Source organism: Paraglaciecola hydrolytica (genome assembly GCF_001565895.1).
Classification (GTDB): domain Bacteria; phylum Pseudomonadota; class Gammaproteobacteria; order Enterobacterales; family Alteromonadaceae; genus Paraglaciecola; species Paraglaciecola hydrolytica.
The window spans coordinates 58,452-79,166 of sequence record NZ_LSNE01000018.1; the positions used below are offsets into that span (position 1 = coordinate 58,452).

At 42.2% G+C, this 20,715-nt stretch carries 15 protein-coding genes; 9 read left to right on the top strand and 6 right to left on the bottom strand.

The window, feature by feature from the left end; all coding sequences use genetic code 11:
• Nucleotides 1–41: 41 nt before the first annotated feature.
• On the bottom strand, nucleotides 42–581 hold the full coding sequence (locus tag AX660_RS21265; RefSeq protein WP_068381894.1) for a hypothetical protein: 540 nt from the start codon (nucleotides 579–581) through the stop codon (nucleotides 42–44).
• Between the two features lie 232 nt (nucleotides 582–813).
• On the opposite strand from AX660_RS21265, the gene srmB reads away from it, so the two are divergent.
• The 6 genes from srmB to AX660_RS21295 all read left to right on the top strand — a co-directional run bounded on the left by srmB (nucleotide 814) and on the right by AX660_RS21295 (nucleotide 5,777).
• Complete coding sequence (gene srmB, locus AX660_RS21270) at nucleotides 814–2,076, top strand: ATP-dependent RNA helicase SrmB (protein WP_068381896.1); 1,263 nt, start codon at nucleotides 814–816, stop codon at nucleotides 2,074–2,076.
• Nucleotides 2,077–2,145: 69 nt separating this feature from the next.
• Nucleotides 2,146–2,775 carry an XTP/dITP diphosphatase gene (locus AX660_RS21275; RefSeq protein WP_235594808.1) on the top strand — a complete coding sequence of 210 codons (630 nt, stop codon included), beginning with the start codon at nucleotides 2,146–2,148 and terminating at the stop codon, nucleotides 2,773–2,775.
• A gap of 13 nt (nucleotides 2,776–2,788) precedes the next feature.
• Entirely contained in the window at nucleotides 2,789–3,952 is a 1,164-nt protein-coding gene (hemW, locus tag AX660_RS21280) for a radical SAM family heme chaperone HemW (RefSeq protein WP_068382019.1), read from the top strand.
• 206 nt (nucleotides 3,953–4,158) lie between these two features.
• Entirely contained in the window at nucleotides 4,159–4,377 is a 219-nt protein-coding gene (locus tag AX660_RS21285; protein WP_068381898.1) for a type II toxin-antitoxin system ParD family antitoxin, read from the top strand.
• 7 nt (nucleotides 4,378–4,384) lie between these two features.
• Nucleotides 4,385–4,678, top strand: a complete 294-nt coding sequence (locus tag AX660_RS21290; RefSeq protein WP_068381900.1) for a type II toxin-antitoxin system RelE/ParE family toxin — start codon at nucleotides 4,385–4,387, stop codon at nucleotides 4,676–4,678.
• Between the two features lie 310 nt (nucleotides 4,679–4,988).
• The gene (locus tag AX660_RS21295) at nucleotides 4,989–5,777 is read left to right on the top strand and encodes a hypothetical protein (protein WP_068381902.1); all 789 of its coding nucleotides are present in this window, start codon (nucleotides 4,989–4,991) and stop codon (nucleotides 5,775–5,777) included.
• Nucleotides 5,778–5,845: 68 nt separating this feature from the next.
• Here the strand turns inward: AX660_RS21295 and AX660_RS21300 are convergent, their stop codons facing one another.
• From AX660_RS21300 to AX660_RS21320, 5 genes are read right to left on the bottom strand one after another with little or no spacing between them, the layout of a single operon-like run.
• Nucleotides 5,846–6,937 carry a Gfo/Idh/MocA family protein gene (locus AX660_RS21300; RefSeq protein WP_068381903.1) on the bottom strand — a complete coding sequence of 364 codons (1,092 nt, stop codon included), beginning with the start codon at nucleotides 6,935–6,937 and terminating at the stop codon, nucleotides 5,846–5,848.
• A 3-nt stretch (nucleotides 6,938–6,940) separates the two neighbouring features.
• A complete protein-coding gene (locus AX660_RS21305) occupies nucleotides 6,941–8,335 on the bottom strand; it encodes a divalent metal cation transporter (protein ID WP_068381904.1) in 1,395 nt (464 codons plus the stop codon).
• Nucleotides 8,336–8,387: 52 nt separating this feature from the next.
• Entirely contained in the window at nucleotides 8,388–9,551 is a 1,164-nt protein-coding gene (locus tag AX660_RS21310; RefSeq protein ID WP_068382021.1) for a Gfo/Idh/MocA family protein, read from the bottom strand.
• Nucleotides 9,552–9,572: 21 nt separating this feature from the next.
• Nucleotides 9,573–11,951 (bottom strand): PVC-type heme-binding CxxCH protein, encoded by a 2,379-nt coding sequence (locus AX660_RS21315; RefSeq protein WP_068381905.1) that lies wholly within the window; start codon nucleotides 11,949–11,951, stop codon nucleotides 9,573–9,575.
• 16 nt (nucleotides 11,952–11,967) lie between these two features.
• The gene (locus AX660_RS21320; protein ID WP_068381907.1) at nucleotides 11,968–12,660 is read right to left on the bottom strand and encodes a 3-keto-disaccharide hydrolase; all 693 of its coding nucleotides are present in this window, start codon (nucleotides 12,658–12,660) and stop codon (nucleotides 11,968–11,970) included.
• Between the two features lie 468 nt (nucleotides 12,661–13,128).
• Here AX660_RS21320 and AX660_RS21325 point away from each other — a divergent pair, with 468 nt between their 5' ends.
• From AX660_RS21325 to AX660_RS23375, 3 genes are all read left to right on the top strand, one after another.
• The gene (locus tag AX660_RS21325) at nucleotides 13,129–16,464 is read left to right on the top strand and encodes a DUF7133 domain-containing protein (protein WP_131811847.1); all 3,336 of its coding nucleotides are present in this window, start codon (nucleotides 13,129–13,131) and stop codon (nucleotides 16,462–16,464) included.
• 295 nt (nucleotides 16,465–16,759) lie between these two features.
• A complete protein-coding gene (locus AX660_RS21330; RefSeq protein ID WP_068381909.1) occupies nucleotides 16,760–20,095 on the top strand; it encodes a mechanosensitive ion channel domain-containing protein in 3,336 nt (1,111 codons plus the stop codon).
• Nucleotides 20,096–20,490: 395 nt separating this feature from the next.
• The coding region (locus tag AX660_RS23375; RefSeq protein ID WP_162266438.1) for a hypothetical protein at nucleotides 20,491–20,715 on the top strand (225 nt) is incomplete at its 3' end.

The window sequence follows — 20,715 nt, forward strand, 5'->3', positions numbered from 1 at the left end:
CTCTTTACCTGATTTGAAATCCAGCCTTGTACCAAAAAATGTTACGTTTTATTAACAGACCAATACTTATTGAAATACCAGTTTCCAAATAAATGAGTATGGCATTGCTCTTCTTTAGATATGCCTTCCTCCAAGTCCTCACAATTGTCGTTATCTGGAGGTAAACCAAAATACATCCAAGCGTGGATAGTGTTCCCATTTACTTGCCAGTCAGGAGAAGCATAAATAAACCACCCACCATCATATTTTCTCAAACGAACTATTTGTAGTCCCTCTGATTTGGCAACTTCAATGACTTCTTGAAGATCTGGATTTTTTACTTTTTCATGAGTATTTTCTCTCTTGATCCAAGCGGTATACGTGTAGCCAGAGTCTGGTAGTAATGGGCAATCTGGACATAAGCTAATGCTACTGTATGGTGTTTTGTCAACTGCCGTAATTACCGCTTCAAATTGAGCTGACTTTAGAAATAGAAGCCATTTATACTTGAATTCGGATTCATCCAAATTTAGTAATATCTGTTCCTGCCAAAATATAATACTCAGAATAACTGCAGATAAAAATGTAAGTATTACTTTCATAATTTCCCTAGTTTTTACTATCAATACATTTTAATGGTCAATGATCACATTTCCACATTTAATTGAGTTTCGACACATCAACCGTCCGCTTTTTCTTAAGCTCAATTATCACAGTGTCCTCAGCGGTGAAAATGCTTTGGATTTTTTCTGCCCTATTGCGCCCTACTCCTTTATAATCCCGCATATTGTAAAGTGAAATTAGTGACATTTTAGTCAAGAGAAATAAAAGAGCATGTTCGACGAACTCGATTTAGATGATGATTTATGCCGCGCTGTCGCGGAATTAGGCTACAAAGAGCCAACCAGTATTCAACAACTGGTGATCCCAGCGGCAATGGAAGGCAAAGATATTCTAGCCTCTGCACCTACAGGTACAGGTAAAACCGCGGCGTTTTTGCTGCCCATCTGCCAGTTTTTATTAGATTATCCACGTCGTCAGCCCGGCGCTACACGCATATTGATCCTGACCCCGACTCGTGAGTTAGCCTTGCAAATTTTTGAGCAAGCCAAACTCATTAGTAAATATTGCCCACACATTCATTGTGGGGTGATCACCGGTGGTATCAACTACGGTACGGATCTGGATTTACTCGACAACGAATTGGATATCTTAGTCGCCACTCCCGGTCGTTTGTTTGAACACATCGAAACCGAAAAATTTGATTGTCGTGACATTGAGTGCCTCGTTTTAGATGAAGCCGATCGTATGCTCGACATGGGCTTTTCGGCCATTGTTAATCAAATTGCCGCAGAAGCGCGCTGGCGTAAACAAAGTATGTTGTTTTCAGCCACCTTAGAAGGCGGCGGTATCGCGCGTTTTGCTAAAGATTTATTAAATGATCCTGTTGAATTAAGTGCCGATCCAAGCCGAAAAGAACACGCTAAAATCCATCAGTGGGTACATTTAGCCGACGATGCAAAACACAAATATGCCTTGTTATGCCACATCCTTGAACATCAAGTAGATAGCGCCGTGGTATTTGTTAAAACCCGCGACCGTTTAAACGAAGTAAAACAATTACTTGAGCGTGATGGCTTTTTAGTCGCTTGGTTACAAGGTGAAATGCCACAAGATAAACGTAACGAAGCCATGCGCCGTTTCCGTGAAGGTGAAGTTAAAATCCTTGTCGCCACCGACGTAGCGGCTCGTGGTATTGACGTTGAAGACATCAGCCATGTGATCAACTACGACATGCCACGTACTGCCGATGTGTATGTTCACCGTATTGGTCGTACTGGTCGTGCCGGTAAAAAAGGCACAGCAATATCTTTAGTGGAAGCCCATGATATGGCCATATTGCCCAAGATTGAGCGTTACACAGAGCAGTTGCTTAAACGTCGCATCATCGAAGAATTACGCCCCAAACACAAAGAAGCCAAAATCACTAAAAAGCCAAAACTGAGCGCTAAGGTGAAAAAATCCTTGGGCAAAAAAGTGAAAAGCAAAGTGAAAAAGAAAAAAGGCCGTGGCAAAAAATCGCCAGAGCTAAAATAAGCTTAACTTTTAGGGGCTGTTAAACCACAGCCCCATTGTAATTTTCCTGCAATACTTTGGTATCTCTTCATGCAAAATAATCTTACTCCACACAACGTCATGCAAAAAGTCGTGCTGGCAACCGGTAATAAAGGCAAGGTCAAAGAATTGAGCGCCATGCTCAGCGAGCTAAAAATAGCAGTTGTTCCGCAAAGTGACTTTTACGTCAGTGAAGTGGCCGAAACCGGTAGTACTTTTGTGGAAAATGCCATTATCAAAGCCCGCCACGCTGCGCGTATAACTGGCCTGCCCGCAATGGCAGATGATTCTGGTTTGGCAGTAGATGCTTTAGGTGGTGCACCGGGAGTCTTTTCTGCTCGTTACGCTGGTGAAGATGCAACTGATGCTGACAATGTACAAAAACTACTCGAAGCCCTAAACGGTGTAGCGCCAGAACTGCGTCAGGCCCGTTTTTTATGTGTACTGGTGTATATGGCCCATGCCGATGACCCAACACCTATCATTTGCCAAGGTGAATGGCAGGGTTCGATTACTACACAAACCATGGGTACTAACGGTTTTGGTTACGATCCGATATTTTGGGTGCCTGAGCAAAACTGTAGCTCGGCCCAGCTTAGTCCTGAGCAAAAAAACCAACTGAGTCATCGTGGTAAAGCTTTAGCTCTGATGGTCAAGGCCTTGGCAGCACGCCTTGTTTAACGCTAGCCAGCCAATGCCAAACTTAATAGCAGACTTACAACTGCCTCCCCTGTCGTTATATATCCATATTCCTTGGTGTGTGCAAAAGTGTCCCTATTGTGACTTTAATTCTCACGGCCAAAAGCAGCAAGAACTGCCCGAAAGTGAATATGTCAGTCATTTATTGGCCGACTTGGCAGAGGATGCCGCCTTAGTTGGCAACAGGCCGATCCATAGCATCTTTATTGGTGGCGGTACGCCAAGTTTATTCAGTGCGCAGGCCATAGATAAACTGCTGACAGGTGTGCGTGAGCGCGTTAACTTACTGCCTGATGCCGAAATAACCCTAGAGGCCAATCCCGGCACAGTGGAAAGCCAACGTTTTGCTGGTTATGTGCAAGCTGGGGTAAATCGTATATCCATAGGCGTGCAGAGTTTTCAGGCTGATAAATTATTAGGTTTGGGCCGTATTCATGATGATGCTCAAGCCAGTACTGCGGCAACTATTGCCCACAATGTAGGGCTAAACAGCTTTAATTTAGACTTAATGCATGGCCTGCCTAAACAAAGTTTACAAGATGCTCTGTTTGACATTAAAACCGCACTGGCGCAAAGCCCACCCCACCTGTCGTGGTATCAACTTACTATTGAGCCCAATACCCAATTTCACTCCAAACCACCTAAGTTACCTGAAGATGAATTGTTGTGGGATATTCAAGAACAAGGCCATGCCCTGCTTGAAGCGGCGGGTTATGAGCAATATGAAATTTCGGCCTACAGCAAAGTGGGCCAACAATGTCTGCACAATCTTAACTATTGGCGCTTTGGCGACTATTTGGGCATAGGTTGTGGTGCCCACGGCAAAATCACCCTGCCTGAGCAAAACAAAATTGTGCGTACGGTAAAGGTTAAACATCCCAAGGGTTATATGGACTTAACCAAAGCCTATACCAGTGAACTAAAAACCGTGGTGGATGAAGACTTGCCCTTTGAGTTTTTTATGAATCGCCTGCGTTTAGTGGAGCCCTGCCCTAAGGCTGACTATCAAAAATACACAGGTTTGGCGCTGAGCGAAGATGTACAGGCTAACCTGCAAAATGCCTTAGACAAGGGTTTGTTAACTGAAACAACGACCCATTGGCAAGTTACCCCTTTAGGCCGCCGTTATCTTAATACCTTGCTTGAATTGATGGTGTAAGCCTTAATTAGTTCACCGCATCGTATTAACACCAAGGGATTATCTTCCCCAATTTGGTAGTGGCCAGCAATGAGCCAATTCCGGTCGTTAGCAATGGTTACATTATGAAAGTATTTTTAATACCGTTTTAATTTACAATTCAGTGGCGTTTGACGGTTATTGGCAATCTTTGCCATAATCGTTAAAACAGCGTTCAAGGAACTTTTATGGCTACTCTAAATGTATCATTACCCGACGAAATGAGGTCTTGGATAGATCAGCAAGTGGCAAGTGGTAAGTTTGCTAATGCTAGTGACTTTATTAGGGACCTGATACGACGAAATCAAACTGAGCGTGAGGCTATTCAACTTGCACTAATTGAAGGTGAATTGAGTGGGCGAAGCTCAAAAAATATCTTAGATATAATTTCTGCTAAAAAGTCTTAGCTAGTAAATGACGACTTATACCCTTTCAAATAAAGCTAAAGAAGATGCCGAAGGCATCTATGATTATACAAATGAGAAGTTTGGCTCTGCACAAGCAGAGGCCTATCTAATTGCAATTCATGAATGTTTATCAATGCTCTCAGTCTCTCCAAAGTTAGCGATTACTGCAAAAGAGATACGTGAAGACTATTTTAGATATCCAATTCATAAACACATGATTTTTTTTAAGCAAGAAGAAAATGGCATCTATATAGTCAGAGTGCTTCACCAACAGATGCAATATTCGCTACATTTGGTTTAATAGAAAATACCTAAACTATTGTTCTATCTCTGCTTAGATCTGCAGGGTGCGATTAAAAGTCTACAATGTCGGCAGTTCCGACAAAGCCATTATTTAACGTTGTTCTGACCCCGATATACATTGTTCTGACCCCGATATACATACATTGTTCTGACCCCGATATACATAAGTCGAGTATTACTAGTTTGCATCGAATGTTAACTTTCATGTTTTGTGGTATCAAAACGTAATTAAAAGTCATACGTTATGAACATATTGGAGAATCCACCTGTAGGATTAGTTAAAATCTAACAAGAGTTAAAGTACTTGAATGGAATCTAAGAAAACTAATAGCCGCTATTATTTTTACTTGTTATTAGGTGGTTTACTACTTTTTGCCTTTTTATGCTTGCTAGTAACAGCTTCGATATACTTTTATTTCTTTTCTGGCCCAATCGGAAATCAAGAAACTTTTGCTCAGTTTGGAGATTTTATGGGAGGAGTACTTAATCCAATCTTTTCGTTTCTGACGATTTTCCTTTTAGTAGGATCTTTAGCTTTACAACGACAAGAGTTAAGTAAAGTCATAGAAGAACTAGAGCTCACAAGGCACGTACATCAATCTACCGTAAATATGAGTCACTATGAATATATCCTTGAGGAGTTTGAACGAGGTAACTCTGGTATGCATGAAGCCGCATCAGGGTTTGCTGATAAATTAGACGAGTTGATCACGCTGGACAATTCATCTAAAGAAATCGGCAATACCAATGAGTATTCAATGTTAAATATACTTTCAAACGACCCGTTGATGACCATAGCATCCCAAAAAGGCTACTTTCCTCCGCAAGGCCTTCTTGGTGTTAAGATAAACGCGCGAGATTTCAACGAAAAACTAGAAGTATTAGATGCGAGCGTTAAAGTGATGCTCGGAGAGATAAAACAACTCAAAAGTCTCGGTTGTCCAGAACTTCGTGCTAAAGCATTTATTCAAGTGGGCCGTGATCTGATATTAGAACGTTACGATTCATCAATAATTAACAATACAGCCAGGAAAAACATCTCTACTAACATAAAGCACTTTGATGAATTTCGTGAGGCTTTTAAAAATTATCCATAAATATGTATAAACTGGCTAAACGTTTTAACTAGTTGCTCAGTAATTAGACAGTCCGTTTCCCGTTCACATTAGTTCATCGAATCGGCTATGAGCTGGGCCTGCATACTCAACTCTGCCGCTTTAAATACGTGTTGTTGAGTCATGGCGTTTTCGGTTCTGTTTAAACAATCCAGAATTAACTGACCAAAATACGGAAAGCTAGATTGACCTAAACAATCTATTTCTTGCTCACCTTCGGCATTAGTCAAAAACACTTTTGAGGCTGGCGCTTGCCTTGCCACATCGTTGTATTTTCGACATTCAATATTGCCTGCTGTGCCCACAATAAAGGTACGACCATCTCCCCAAGTGGCTTGACCTGCTGGGGTAAACCAATCTACTCGGGTATAAAACGAAGCGCCGTTATCCCCTGTCATGGATATTTCACCAAAATCTTCGAGATCAGGTTTGTCGGCGTTATTTAGATTGCTAGCACGGGCAAAATTAATCGTGGCATCGCTTGCACCGGCATAAGTTAAAAACTGTTCAACTTGATGAGAGCCGATATCAGTCAAAATGCCGCCATATTGTTGTTTATCAAAAAACCAGGCTGGGCGAGTGGCTTTGGCTAAACGATGGGGCGCTAAGTTGATCACTTGCAACACACGGCCAATGGCGCCTGCGGCAATTAACTCTCCGGCCTTCCACGCAGCTTCGTTATGTAAACGCTCAGCGTAATAAACTGCATATTTTTGGCTAGTTTGTTCAACTACCGCTTTGACTGCGGCCAACTGTTCAAGCGTGGTAAAAGGTGATTTATCGGTAAAATAGTCTTTACCCGCTTGTAATACTTGAATGCCAATATCAGCACGTTGATTAGGTATAGCCGCGGCGGCCACTAACAAAGTCGCATCGTCAGCCAATATTTGTGCAAAGCTTTCTGCCACTTGAGCTTGTGGGTATTTTTCACAAAAAGCACTGAGTCTTTTAGGATCGGGATCGTAGACATAACGCAGGCTTGCACCGGCTTGTAACAAACCATTGGTTTGCCCATAAATGTGGCCATGATCCAAATAAGCCACCGAAAAACCAAATTGATTTGGCTCGACTACTTTTTGTGACTGACCGACTGGTGCGTAATTAGCACCATCCTTAAAATTTACTTTAGTTGTTACTGTCATGTTCTAAACCAATTTCACCCAAGTTGAATAAACCACACTGGCGATAACCGTTACTATGCAAAGTCCCATGGCCAGATTAAATAATATCCTATTTTTGCCGGTAGGCATGGCCTTACCTAAATAGCTGGGTTTGTTGTGTAAAATTGCCCAACCGATATAAGCGATAGGCAATAAAAAGCCACAAATGGCCGAGGTGGGTAATACCACATAAGCGCCCATAGTGGACCAAACAAAAACCCCAAGTACCGCAGGTGTTGGTGCCAACAAAGCCAGTTTGTATTTTAAACTGCCCTCTGGCCAATTAAACATGGCCGCTGCCGCTGAGCCACAACACAACATATGCATGACCAACGAGCCAACCGCCATACCTAAGATACCAAAGGCAAAAATCAAACGGCTAGTGACTTCATCAAGACCTGCCGACATAAACATTTTACCGGCGCTTACTGGACTTAACTTACCTTGAATATCCATATCTGAGCCAAAAAATGCGCCTGCTGCCGCAATTGAAATCAAACTGGTTACCAGTATGTAAGGCACCACTAAACCCATGCCAATATCGTAGCGCGATAGTTCAACATGAGCTGGGGTCCATTTTTTATGCAATAAGGTATAGCCATAAATAAAGGTCATGTTGATGCCAACAGCACTGCCCAGAGCGGCCATCAATACGGTTACTCCTTGGGCATCTTGGGGTAATGAGGATGGAATATAACCTGCCATCACCGCCGACCAATCAACCTTGCCATTTAAACTGGCACTGATCACCACCCAAGCAAAGGCCACAATCACTAAACCGCTTAATAACTTTATACCTGTCTCAAAGACTTTTACCGCATTGCCTTTACCTGCTTGTGCATCTGCGTTGTCACCCGTTTGCTCACCGTATTTCCACGCTGTATAAGCGCAACCTGCCCACACCAATACAGCCAAGGCTAACAGATACATATCACGAGCAAAGACATTTTCTGGATCAACCGACCACCCCGTCGAAACCACCACGATTTCTTCTAACATACCGGCACTGAGCGGATAGTGAGCAAAGCCCCAAATAATGCTCGAGGCAAAAGCCGCGATTGCCCAGCCCCAAGCCAAAGGTGCGTTAACGTGATTTTTCATGGATTCAAAGGGCTTTTTCTGGGTATGCAAGGTTTGATGAGACAGGGCAAACAGCATAATACAGCCGATAATCATGGCCACAGGTTGTACCCATAAAAATTCATAACCAAATAAGGCCCCTATGGTTAAGGAGGTAACCGCACTGCCGCCGCCCAAGGTCATGGCGCCTTGCAACCAACCAGGTCCACTTAAGGCTAAATAGGTCGGCACTCTGGCATACCAAGGTTTGCTCGCAAGCTTGTTTAAAGTGGCTATTTCAGCGTTTACTGAGTCGGTCATGGAGTGTCCTAAAATTATTGTGAGCTAGATGCAAAACGAACAACGGCAGGTATCAACGATACGATGCCGCCATGTCCACTTTGGCTTGTTTATCTGATTTTTGACGTAATACCGAGCTGGCAATTTTGCCGTCTAAGGCTTGTTGATAAGCTTTGCGATCAAGTGGCAAGCTAATCGGCTGCTGCTGCCAAGTAGACAAGAGCATGGCATTGGCCATATCGAGTGACGCCAAACCATCTTGTGCTGGAGCGATAAGCTGGGCGCCATTGATGATGGCATCAACAAAGTTATTCATGATCACCGCATGCTGATTGACTTTAGCAGTGATAACAATGGCTTCGCTGTGGCACTCGGGCATTCCAAACATATTGTCGGTTTGTAGGTTAAATTCTGCGGTGCTTTGTATATTACGTTTTAAGGTTAACTGACCAGATTCAAAATGTAAGCTGCCTTTGTCACCAATAATATCAAAACGATTTACTCCCGGCGCTTCGCCAGTCGAGCCAACAAACAAACCGGTGGCGCCATTGGCATAACGGAAATAAGCCGTGACTTCGTCTTCTACTTCAATTTGATGGTATTTACCAAACTCACAAAAACCCTGCACTTGACTGGGCAAACCACAGATCCACTGAAATACATCCAAGTTATGAATACATTGATTAACCAACATGCCGCCGCCCTCACCTTTCCAGGTGGCGCGCCAATCACTGACCTGAAAATAAATCTCAGGTCGAAACCAGTTGGTCATGGTCCAGTGAGTACGTTGAATTGGGCCTAATACTCCGCTGTCTACAATCTCTTTCATTTTGCTAAAAGTAGGATCCGTACGTTGATTGAGCATCAAAGCAAATACGGTATTGTCATCGGCATATTGCAATAAGGCTTCGCCTTCAAAGGACGATAAGCCCATGGGTTTTTCTAACATCACATGCAGCTTTGACTCTAAGGCATATTTAGCCATGGCAAAGTGAGCCATAGTGGGCGTGGCAATAATCACCGCATCCACCAAACCAGAGTCACAAAGTGCGCGGTAATCACTAAAATGTTGCACGGCTAATTGAGTGGCCAATTCACCACCGTTACGCGAACTAATCGCGGTCAGCTCACAATGTTGCACTGCACCTTTAACGATATTATCGATATGTTGTTTGGCAATGTTACCTAAGCCAATCACGCCAATGCGTACAGGCTTAGCTATTGTATTTTTTGGCATTGTTACAGATTCTTGCATCTTCTAGTGCCCTAATTCTTCAGCGGTATAAGGTTGTGTACGGGCAGCTGTTTTCTCACGCACTTGCATAACATCTTCAGGGCTTACAGCGCCTGCCGCATTGCCCCAGTTATTACGAATATAAGTGGCAATATCAGCATTATCTTCGTCACTAAAACTTGAGTTAGCACCGAGTCCTGGCATCACCATGGGTAATTGATAATCCACACCATTAACACTAATCGGGCCACGTAAACCATGCAGTAATACTTTAACTAATACCTCTTTATCACCATTTACCCATTCACTGTTTACCAAAGGTGGCGCCATACCTTCAACGCCTTGCCCTTGTTTACCATGACAGCCGAAACACGCTGCGCGCCCTTCAAATATTTTTTGGCCACGATTGTATTGGTTTTGTTCTTGGGTTAGCAGATTATTGAAATTAGTCTCGATAATTTTTTGTTGGCCCACTGAATCCAGTAAAACAATAAAATCCCCATAGGCATCATTCGTTAATAAAGCACGTAATTCTTGTTTACGGCCATTAATTCCACTGATAACAGCTTGGTAAATAAAAGGCTGATGGGCATAGTTAGCCAACACGGTTTTAAGCAACGCCATGGCATTATCAGTTTTTAATTCACCTGCACTTAATGCGACTTGCAAGGCAACTTGATAATCACTTTGGGCTAAGTCCAATAAGCGCGCGGAAAATTGTTGCTGCTCTTTAGCAGGCAGGCGGGTCAGCAATTCAATGGCGCTAATTTGTACTTTAGGATGAGTAGAATTCAAACCAGCTTTAATGCTTTTGACATTGACGGCATTCAGCCCTTCTAACGTCCACATGGCATTAATTTGTGCTCGATGATCTAAACTTTGTTCTACAAGTTGAGTTATAGCACTAAGCACTTTTGTCGTATTGTGTTGAATGATTAAACGGCGAGCAGTATCGCGATACCAACCATTAGCATGAGCTAAATAAGGCACTAGTTGCGCAGCAGTTTTAGTCAACAATCGAGGTTGGGTGGCAAGTTTGTTATCAGCCCAACGCAGGCGATAAATACGGCCCATAGTACTGTTATGTTTTTGCAGCTCGCGCGCTTCAGATTGTTTACGCAAATACGTGGTTATAAACTCTTTATGCTGGATCACACCATGATACATATCAACGATATACAAAGAGCCATCGGGTGCTGTGTATAAATTAACTGGGCGAAAACGCTCATCAGTAGACGTTAAAATCTCACTTTGAGGATAAAGCTCCTCCCCCGTAAACTTGCCTTGTCCTTCAATAATACGACGGGCGGAAATCAAATTTGCGCCAGGTTCTGGGGTAAAAGACACACCGTAAAATTCAGCGGGAAATTGATCGCCACGATAAACTGCATTACCGCTGGCTGCGGTAAAATTAGCTAACTTACCTTTATCTGGCCCTTCTGAAACTAAAGTACCGGGTAAATAGGCGCGGTTAACACCAGGGTTAATACGGGAGGGATAAACACGATTTCCACCAATACTATAGGCTTTCATTTCCTGCACTAAACCAGGATTTCTGTTTAACGAATTAGGCCGTAAAAATTCACCTTGGGCGGGTGCACTATTCCAGTTATGAAACAGGCGCCCATAGTCATCCATGCTTAAACCCCACTGCCCACGAAACTCCGAACCATCCATCGCCATTTTCCAGTATTTATTACGATAGATTTCATCTGCGCCTTTAGGTAATTGTGCATCTAAAGGCAAGACTTTGTAACGGCGATCACTTTTAGCGTTGTAGTACCAATTATCTAAACCAAACAACATGCCATTGGGTTTGTGTTCGACACTGCCACCCTGAGCATACGTAGGATCAACCACCTCGCGAATACCCAATTTGTCACCCGCTAATACTTCAGCAAAATACAACTGAGTCTGGTCAGAATACAAAATACCGCCTTGCACCAATACCACTGTACGGGGCAAGATAATGTCATCTAAAAATACCGTACGTTTATCAACCTTACCGTCACCATCACTGTCTTCCAAGATTGCAATATTACCCTTGGGTATCTCTTCATTATTACCGTCTAAGTCAGGCATAAAGGTGGTCATCTCTGCCACCCACATGCGGCCATTACCATCAAAACTCATGGCGACAGGACTAAAGATATCTGGCTCTGCGGCCACGTTTTCCAGTACAAAACCGCTTTGTAACTGCATAGACTGTAAAGCTTGCGGCACCATTAAAATCGGTGCAGGGGGAATATCTTCAGCCGCGATAGGTGCAGTCATATCATGACCTTCACGATCACCTAAATTGATCACAATCGGTTTAGCGTCCTTGTCTGCCTTTTCAACAGACAACACTGCCGCCGAATGAGTGCATATTGCTAAGGCTAAAATCAGGTAGGTTTTGTTCATTATATTTCTCAAAAATTTAATCTAATTCAGTGATAAAGACATTACGAAAGCGCACCACATTATTGGTGCTGCCAGTGGTTTTTAATTGCTCACTACCATGATGTTGTAAACCAATAAAACCTTGGCTTTCTTTGCTGTCGCGAACATGAGTGGTTAGCACGCCATTAAGGTAAATTTTAATATCGCTACCTTGGCATTCAATGCGGTACTGGTTCCACTCTAAATGGCGGTAAGCGGATGCCATTTTATCTGTCCATGCACCTAAATAATTTTCTTCAAATGCGGCATCGGGAAAAGAGCGAGTATCATGTAATGGATGTAACCATTGACGACCCGCTTGCTCATACAAACCACCGCTCCACTTGCGCTCACTGGGATCAACTTCAGCTTGGTAACCCATAGCTTGCTGACCTTTGTCATTTGTTAATACATGACCACGAAACATAATACCTGAGTTACTGTATTCACTCACATCTGGCATCAATACTTCCGCAGTCAGAATGAAGTTTTTATATTCTTTTTTAGTAGTAAAAAACCAGTTGCCGGTTGAATTAAGGATCAACTCATCGTCTTGGACTTGGGCACTGCCGTAGTCATAAATATTGTTAAATTGGCTTAAGCTATCATCGATAAGATTAATCGGTTTTTGTTGGGTGGAGCAAGCTACGATAGATACGAGGGTGAGACAGGAGAGGATTAGTTTTTTCATTATTCACCGAATTATTTAAAAGTCGAAACATAGACATTAGCAACACGCGGGCCCAATGCCTACAATTGGTAAAGCCACTTTACAATTGGATGTGCATTTATGCAACAATCAAGTTACAAAGTGCGGTAATTTAATTTTCAAAATTTTTCTTTAATAGCGCGTAAACGAGGATTTTTATAATCGCTGTTACTGCTCTTGTTGCTCTTTTGGACTGATGACTGCTTAACTTACAGTTATCGCTTATTTTATCAATGAGAGCTCCTATATTCGGTGGGCCTAACACATCAAATTTAGATTTAATCATACAAATAAAAAACGTAAATAATTAAACAACGCCGAATTTGTTGCATATATGACTGAATATCAACTATGAAAAGTTATGGGTTTTCGCTAGCATCTTGTTAAAGCTATTTTTACAGATTTTTAACAATGCATCATTTAAAAGCACTCTTGATAAGTACCCTACTAGTGAACTCTGCATCCTTAAATGCCAAGGATAAAACCGTAGACTTAAACCTCAGAATGCAAGGTTTTAGCCTTCCTGAGGATCTCAAAGTAGACGTGTGGGCTGATACAACACTTACGCAAAATCCCAGTTACTTTTATTTTGACTCCCAAGGTCGCATGCTCGTGACTGAGTTGTATCGGATCAATAAAGGAGTATTAGATATCCGTGGCTTCTCACAAGCAGCAGCCATAGCTGACATTGAAATAAAAACCTTAGATGATCGTTTGCAATTGTATAAAAATTTCCCTACTGAGTTTCCCGATAACCAAGCAGCGGGCGTAGCTGATCAGATCATATTACTTGAAGATACCAATAAAGACGGCAAAGCCGATACCTCCAAAGTATTCGCAGGTGGATTTAATCAGCCACTCGATGGTTTGGGTGCAGGTGTTATTGAGCGTGATGGCAAGGTGTATTACACCAATATTCCTAATCTATGGATGTTAGAAGATCAAAATAATGATGGCGTGGCCGACCAACAGATTTCATTACAAAGCGGCTTTGGCACTAGGGTAAGCTTTATGGGTCATGACATGCATGGCCTAACTTGGGGCCCTGATGGCCGTTTGTATTGGTCATTAGGTGATCGTGGTTATGACTTAACAACTAAAGAAGGTAAAACATACCAAGAGCCAAATTATGGTGCGGTATTTAGAGCTGATCCTGACGGCTCTAACCTCGAAGTGTTTTACAGCGGTTTACGTAATCCTCAAGAATTAGTCTTTGATGAATTTGGTAACTTGTTTACCGCCGATAATGATGGTGACCACGGTGATACCGAAAGGGTTAATCATCTGATTGAAGGGGGTGATTCAGGCTGGCACGCGGGTCATCAAAGTATCATGAGTTTTACGCAAAAATTAGAACTGCGCTCCTTTAAGTATACCGGTGATACTGATATCCCAGTGGCGTGGCTGACCAATGAAATGTCTGTGCCACGCAATGACAGCCAACCTGCTTATATGTTGCCTGGTATAGTGCAATTGTTTACTGGTCCTTCCGGCTTTACTTACAATCCGAGCAATTATTTGGGTGATAAGTGGCGCAATACCTTTTTTGTTGCCCTCTTTGGTGGTTCGCCAGAAGGCTCCTATATTGCCACGTTTAAAAACATCAAAAATGGTGCGTCTTTTTTAACCTCACCACCAGAAACATTTTTAAAAGGCATTATTGTTACTGATATTGATTTTGGTCCTGATGGGCGTTTTTATGTTTCTGAATTCAATTTTGGTGGTTGGAGCAGCGCAAATGAAGGTGCGGTTTATGTACTCGCCTTAAAAGATCAGCCCACTGATCTCGCCAATCAACATAAAAACTACCATGTTTTATTAACTGCCGATTATGCCAAAAAGACAGTACAAGAACTGGCTAGCTTGCTGGCTATTGATCATCAACGTATTCGTCAACAAGCCCAATTTGAATTAGCCAAACGTGGCCAAGCGGGTTTCAAACAATTTGAAACATTAGCTCTCGATACCAACAAAGATGTGTTCTCTCGCATTCATAGCATTTGGGGGCTGAGTCAATTAGTGCTTAATCATAGTATTGATAAACAAAAACTAAGCTCTTTATTACCTTTGTTAAATGATGCTAGCGAGCAGGTACGTATTCAAACCGCTCGAGTACTTGGCGATCATAAAGCGGCCTTCGCAGAAAACGCGCTGATAAAAACCTTAAAGGATGACAATGGCCAAGCCGCCATGTATGCCGCAATTGGCCTGGGTAAAATCGGTTCTAACAAAGCGGTCAATACGGTTATTAATAAATTGATTCAAGTAGCTGATAAAGATCTGTGGTTGCGCCATGCTTTAGTAATGGCCTTAAAAGGCATAGATAAAAAGCATTGGATCCAACATAAAAACCATCAATCTAATGACGTACGTTTAGCCGTGCTTTTGGCCCTGCGCGCCCTAAAAGATGTACAAGTTGCCGACTTTTTACAGGATGAATCACAAGCCATAGTTGATGAAGCTATCTTGGCGATTGATGATAAAAAATTAACTAAAGCACGTGCGAAAGTAGCGGCTTTACTGAGTCCAGACTTACGCGCCGACACTGCTGTGCAGGCCTTTGTCCATCATCGAATTATCAATGCCAATTTTAATGAAGGCAGAGCTGAAGATGCAGAGCGACTATTGGCATATGCAAGCGACAAGGACTTAAAACCCCGCCTTGTTTCAGAAGCCCTAGCAGCCATTGAAAGTTGGTATGACATTAATCCCATTGACACTATTGACGGTTTACCTAGTTTGGCTAATCGCAAGCGCGCCAAAATAGATGCTTTGGTTTTACAGTATTTACCCGCTATTTTGGCCCATACTCAGGGCCAAGCTTTAGTGCAAAGTATGCGTATCGCGCAACAATTCAACTATGAGCTATCGGAGACGGTATTAGCTAAAATTACGCAAGACCAATCGGCTGATACTGACATTCGCATCCAAGCGCTGGACCTATTGAATGTAAGGTATCCAAATAAAGCCATTACTGTCAGCAATGGCTTATTAAATGATGATTTAATTAAAATAAAGGCTGCGGCTTTAGGTGTTATGTTACAACAAGATTATGCTACGGGCATAAAGGTAGTATTTGAATATTTAGCCTCTGATGCCATCCCTTTACAAAAAATTGCGTTGGCTAAACTCTCCGCCCAAAGTAATCCCCAAATTGATGCTCTGTTAGTGAACAAACTTGAAGCTCTCATCCAAAAACAAGGTGAGCACGCTATTACCCTAGAGTTAGTGTCAGCGGCGGAAAAAAGTACTAATCCAGCCCTAAAAACACTTTTGGCGCAGTATCAAACTAACATGCAAAAAAGTGATTTACTCACTCAGTATGCTGGCACATTAGCCGGTGGTGATGCCCAAGAAGGCAGAAACATCTTTTTTACCAATGGTGCTGCTAACTGTATTCGTTGTCATAAGGTCGATGGCAAAGGTTCAAATGTTGGCCCTAACTTAAGTACTATCGCTAAAAATCATTCAGCAGAATATTTGTTACAAGCACTGATTGATCCCTCTGCCGCCATAGCGCCAGGTTACGGTACCTTTAATTTAACATTGCATGATGGCAAGGTTGTAAGTGCTTTGTTTTACGCCGAAACCGATAGCACTATTACCCTTGGTAAACCTAACGAATCACTCCAAGTCTTCAATAAGTCTGATCTTAAAGAAATACAGCGCCCCGCATCGGGCATGCCTCCAATAAACTACATGTTAAACCAAGCAGAAATCCGAGATGTGGTAGCGTATCTGCAAACCCTGGTTGGTAAAAACAATAATTCAACCAGCGCACATTAATAATTGTTCAATACATACCCAAGCCAATTGGAAGTGAGCCAACAAAGGTGCAGTTTCAAGGATGAGGGTATAAAACAAGGTCAGGCATTAATTTATCCACTCTGGCCTTGTACTCTTCTTTTGCTAAATTCCTAACTCAAGGCCAAGTGTGATTGACCTGAGTCAATGTCAGCTTCACACTGGCTGTATTCAAAATATAAGGCTTAATTTAATTGGTACTGATGACCATAAAAGAGCCTTTATATTATGCCAATGCTATTAAATAAATAGGCACTGAGTTTTTTAGGATGAAGAGATGTTAAATGTGAAAAAAATGCCCTTGATGTTATTTGTACTGTGCGCCTTGAGCTGTGCTCAGGCATTTGGACAGACAGCAGAAAGTATCAGCGCTAATATAGACAAACAAACTCAGAAATTAAAAGACAGTGAGTTAACTGACGATGCCAAAACAGCCGTTAGTGAACAACTGGAACACGCCCGTAATGCTTTGGCGCAAAGCCAAGATTTTGCCAAGCAATTAAGTCAATACGAACAAGATGCTCTACAAGCCAAAGACAAACTGGCTGCATTAGCTCTGCAACAAAAACAAGTTAGCACTGAGGTCAAACCCATTGCTGAAAATACTTCTAGCGAGCAACTGGCCAATACCTTATTACTCCACAATGCCGAGTTAAATAGTCAACAGTCACAATTAGATGAATTACAAAAACAGCAGGAACAATTAAATAACCGCCCTGCTGTTATCGTAGAGGAATTGAGTACAGCCAGAAATACCTTAGATACGACGAAACAAAGCCTCGACAAACAAAGCAATACTGACGATGAACTCTTTGCAAATAGTGCAAAATTAGCGTTACAAGCTAAATCCTTGAGTCTGCATACCCAAATTACCTTATTAGAGCGTGAAGTTGCCACGGTTCCAGCACGGCAAACATTAGTGAATGCGCAAATTAGTTTGCTTAATGCCCAGATTGACAGCCTCAAAAAACGCATACAGACACTACAGACATTGTTGGCAAAAAGTCGCGCGGGCAATGCCTCGCAAATGCTAACAAAATCTCAGCAGGATGTGGCGCAAACTGTTGATATCCCCGTGTTGCACAACCTTGCCAACAGCAACCTGAGCTTAGCCAGCCAATTACAAGCCTTGGTGGAAAACGAACCTAAACTTAACGACAACATTGCACGTTTAAGACAGCAACGCCAAAACCTACAGCAATCTGCGCAAACCGTAGATAGGGTGTTGATCACAGGGCAAATAACCGATGAACTTGGGGTCTTGTTACACCGCTTACGCGCTGGGTTACCACAAGAAAAACCACTGCAAATCCGCCGCGAACAGATTGATCAAGAAACCGTACACCAACAGCTCAATTTAATTTTATGGCAAGACAAACTGCGCCTATTGAGTCAGCAAGGCAGCGAGATTAGTTATACCTCAACAACAGAACAAGACAGTGATATCGCAGCGTTAAATGACACTCAAAAAGCCGAACACAAGGCATTAAATAACACAGCCCAACAGCTACTCACACAACTGATTGATGCTGGTAATTCAATGATTGATCACCTTGCCGACGAAAAACTCCTGCTCAGTGAGGTGAAAAGTAAAACCACTGAATTAAAAACCTTACTCGATCGGCGTTTAGTCTGGCTCCCTTCTTATAGCAAGTTATCTGACAACTTATTGCATAATCTTATAGTCAGTATTAATTGGTATTTGAACGGTTCTGCTTGGCTACAAGTTGGCAAAGATTTGTGGCAAGGCATAGTCAAAATTCCCTTTTATAGTCTGATGGTATTGTTAATTTGTATCGCTATTTTTACCCTTCGAGGCATTATCAAACAGTCCTTACAACGTTTAACGGCCCATATTGGTAAGGTTGGCGAAGATACCTATTGGGCAACACCTCTAGCCTTGTTTGAGACCTTAATACTCGCCCTACCCTTGCCTATATTAATTGGCGCGACCGCGGGATTGATTTCCATAGGTAACAAAACAGGTAATTTTTCAAATGCGATTGCCACCGCATTAGCAGCGGTTTCCAGCCTAAGTTTAACTATATTGTTTTTTCGCTCACTGTGCAGACGTAATGGGATCTTTGCTGGCCATTTTGGCTGGAGTGACATCTCTCGTGAAAAATTAGGTCACCTACTCACCGTATTTGTTTGGTACCAAGGCGTAGCCACTTTTATTTTTGCTTCAGCCATCGCCAGTGGTCAGATTGAGCTTAGATACGGTATCGCTATCGTGGCATTTATCGCGGCTTCAATTGGTATTGCTTTATTTAGTTTTGCCTTTTTCAAACCTAAAGACGGCGTAGCCGCGACTATTGTAGGTCATGCAAATCGTTCGTTTATGTCAAAGCTAACCTTTGTATTGATGGTGGCCACGCCCTTATTAATCGGTCTATTACCGCTTTTTGGCTTTTTTGATACCGCCGTTGAATTGCAATCCAAATTTTTTCAAACCGGTGTACTGCTCATATTTGTAGCGATATTTTATGGCATTTTGCTGAGGATTTTTTCAGTGGCCTATCGTCGTTATCTACTGCGTAAAGTAAAAACCCTGCGAGCGAATCAAGAACAACAGCGCTCCTTGCAAGAGCAGGGTGAGGCCAGCGGTGACGCCGTGCCTATACCAAAAACCGACGAATTACCTGACGAAGCCCAAATGTTTCAGAAAATGCGCAGTACTGCAAAATGGCTTGCTAGCCCGCTGTTTTTAGCGGGATTGTGGTTTATTTGGCTGCAACTATTACCGGCACTGGGGATCGTAAATGAAATTGTCTTATGGCAAAAAACCTCACAGGTTGATGGTATCGTTGTGGCTGACACTGTCACCTTGTGGAACATCTTGTTGTTTTTAATCTTAATCATTGGCGGCGTTATTGCAGCCAGAAATGCCAGAGGTATATTAGAAATCAGTTATTTTGAACGTGTCACCCTAGATGCCGGCGCACGTTATGCAACTGTCGCAATCTTTGGTTATCTCATATTAGGTACCAGCATTGTATTAGGTTTTAGCCAATTAGGCATTGATTGGTCCAAACTACAATGGATAGTAGCTGCCTTAGGGGTGGGTCTAGGTTTTGGTTTACAGGAAATAGTGGCTAATTTTGTCTCTGGTTTGATTATTTTGTTTGAGCGACCTGTGCGAGTCGGCGATGTCGTCACCATAGGTAATCTCAGTGGTACAGTGAGTAATATTAAAATTCGCGCCACCACAATCACCGACTTTGAAAACCGCGAAGTGATCCTTCCCAATAAATCCATAATCACCGAAAACGTGACTAACTGGACCTTGGGCAATGCAGTTACTCGTATACTGATAAAAATTGGTGTGGCCTACGGCTCTGATACACGCAAAGTACGTGAGTTATTGATGGGCATCTTAGAAAATCATCCAGATGTACTAAAACTGCCCGCCCCTAGTGTATTTTTTATCAATCATGGCGAAAGTTCTTTAGACTTTGAATTGCGGGTTTTTGTCGAAACAACTAGTAAACGCCTGCCTGTCACTCACGAAATCAATACCTTAATCAACGAAACCCTAACCCGAGAAGGTTATGAAATCCCCTTCCCACAACGGGATATTCATATTATTGGGGGTGAGAAAACTGCAATTTAGTAAGCTAAAGTAATAAACCAGAAAATAGATACTAGATACTAGAATCTAGTGAAAACTCAAAGCGAAAAATCTTTCAACACCGAGGGCATAGAGAAAATCAGTAGCTTGTGGATTTTAAATATTGATAGGACGTTATGAGCGATCAGGAGACAGTCGACGACGTTCACTTCTGTTACTGGTTTACGGAAAAAGCGGTTATACACAATTCAAAGTTACTCTAGAAATTTAGGCAATATATTGACTCCGCATAACGAAGTAATGATTGTCCGAACCGTGGCAAAAGCGGCCTTTTTAATAGAGTCCCAGTAACAAATATAAAATATGAGCAGTGAGCTTTTTCAACATTAGTTCTGTGATATGATTTTTAAAAAATTAAATGGATTTATTGATACTCAATGTTTCGCTTTCTTGATAAACCCCTATCTGAAAAACAAATTCTAAACATTAAAGAGCAAGCAATATCAGCGTTTGATAAAGATAACTATGATGTTGCTATAAATACGCTTAGCACACTAGTAAAAGCACAAGCTAGTCAAAAAGCAGTTGCTATTGCTCTTGTAGAAATCATCGATGAAGGATATTTCACTATTGAAGATGGAATAAATATTCTGAAGTCAATA

Coding starts and splice junctions, on each gene's coding strand:
- AX660_RS21265 (WP_068381894.1), bottom strand. CDS start 581: ATGAAAGTAATACTTACATTTTTATCTGCAGTTATTCTGAGTATTATA.
- srmB (WP_068381896.1), top strand. CDS start 814: ATGTTCGACGAACTCGATTTAGATGATGATTTATGCCGCGCTGTCGCG.
- AX660_RS21275 (WP_235594808.1), top strand. CDS start 2,146: ATGCAAAATAATCTTACTCCACACAACGTCATGCAAAAAGTCGTGCTG.
- hemW (WP_068382019.1), top strand. CDS start 2,789: ATGCCAAACTTAATAGCAGACTTACAACTGCCTCCCCTGTCGTTATAT.
- AX660_RS21285 (WP_068381898.1), top strand. CDS start 4,159: ATGGCTACTCTAAATGTATCATTACCCGACGAAATGAGGTCTTGGATA.
- AX660_RS21290 (WP_068381900.1), top strand. CDS start 4,385: ATGACGACTTATACCCTTTCAAATAAAGCTAAAGAAGATGCCGAAGGC.
- AX660_RS21295 (WP_068381902.1), top strand. CDS start 4,989: ATGGAATCTAAGAAAACTAATAGCCGCTATTATTTTTACTTGTTATTA.
- AX660_RS21300 (WP_068381903.1), bottom strand. CDS start 6,937: ATGACAGTAACAACTAAAGTAAATTTTAAGGATGGTGCTAATTACGCA.
- AX660_RS21305 (WP_068381904.1), bottom strand. CDS start 8,335: ATGACCGACTCAGTAAACGCTGAAATAGCCACTTTAAACAAGCTTGCG.
- AX660_RS21310 (WP_068382021.1), bottom strand. CDS start 9,551: ATGCCAAAAAATACAATAGCTAAGCCTGTACGCATTGGCGTGATTGGC.
- AX660_RS21315 (WP_068381905.1), bottom strand. CDS start 11,951: ATGAACAAAACCTACCTGATTTTAGCCTTAGCAATATGCACTCATTCG.
- AX660_RS21320 (WP_068381907.1), bottom strand. CDS start 12,660: ATGAAAAAACTAATCCTCTCCTGTCTCACCCTCGTATCTATCGTAGCT.
- AX660_RS21330 (WP_068381909.1), top strand. CDS start 16,760: ATGTTAAATGTGAAAAAAATGCCCTTGATGTTATTTGTACTGTGCGCC.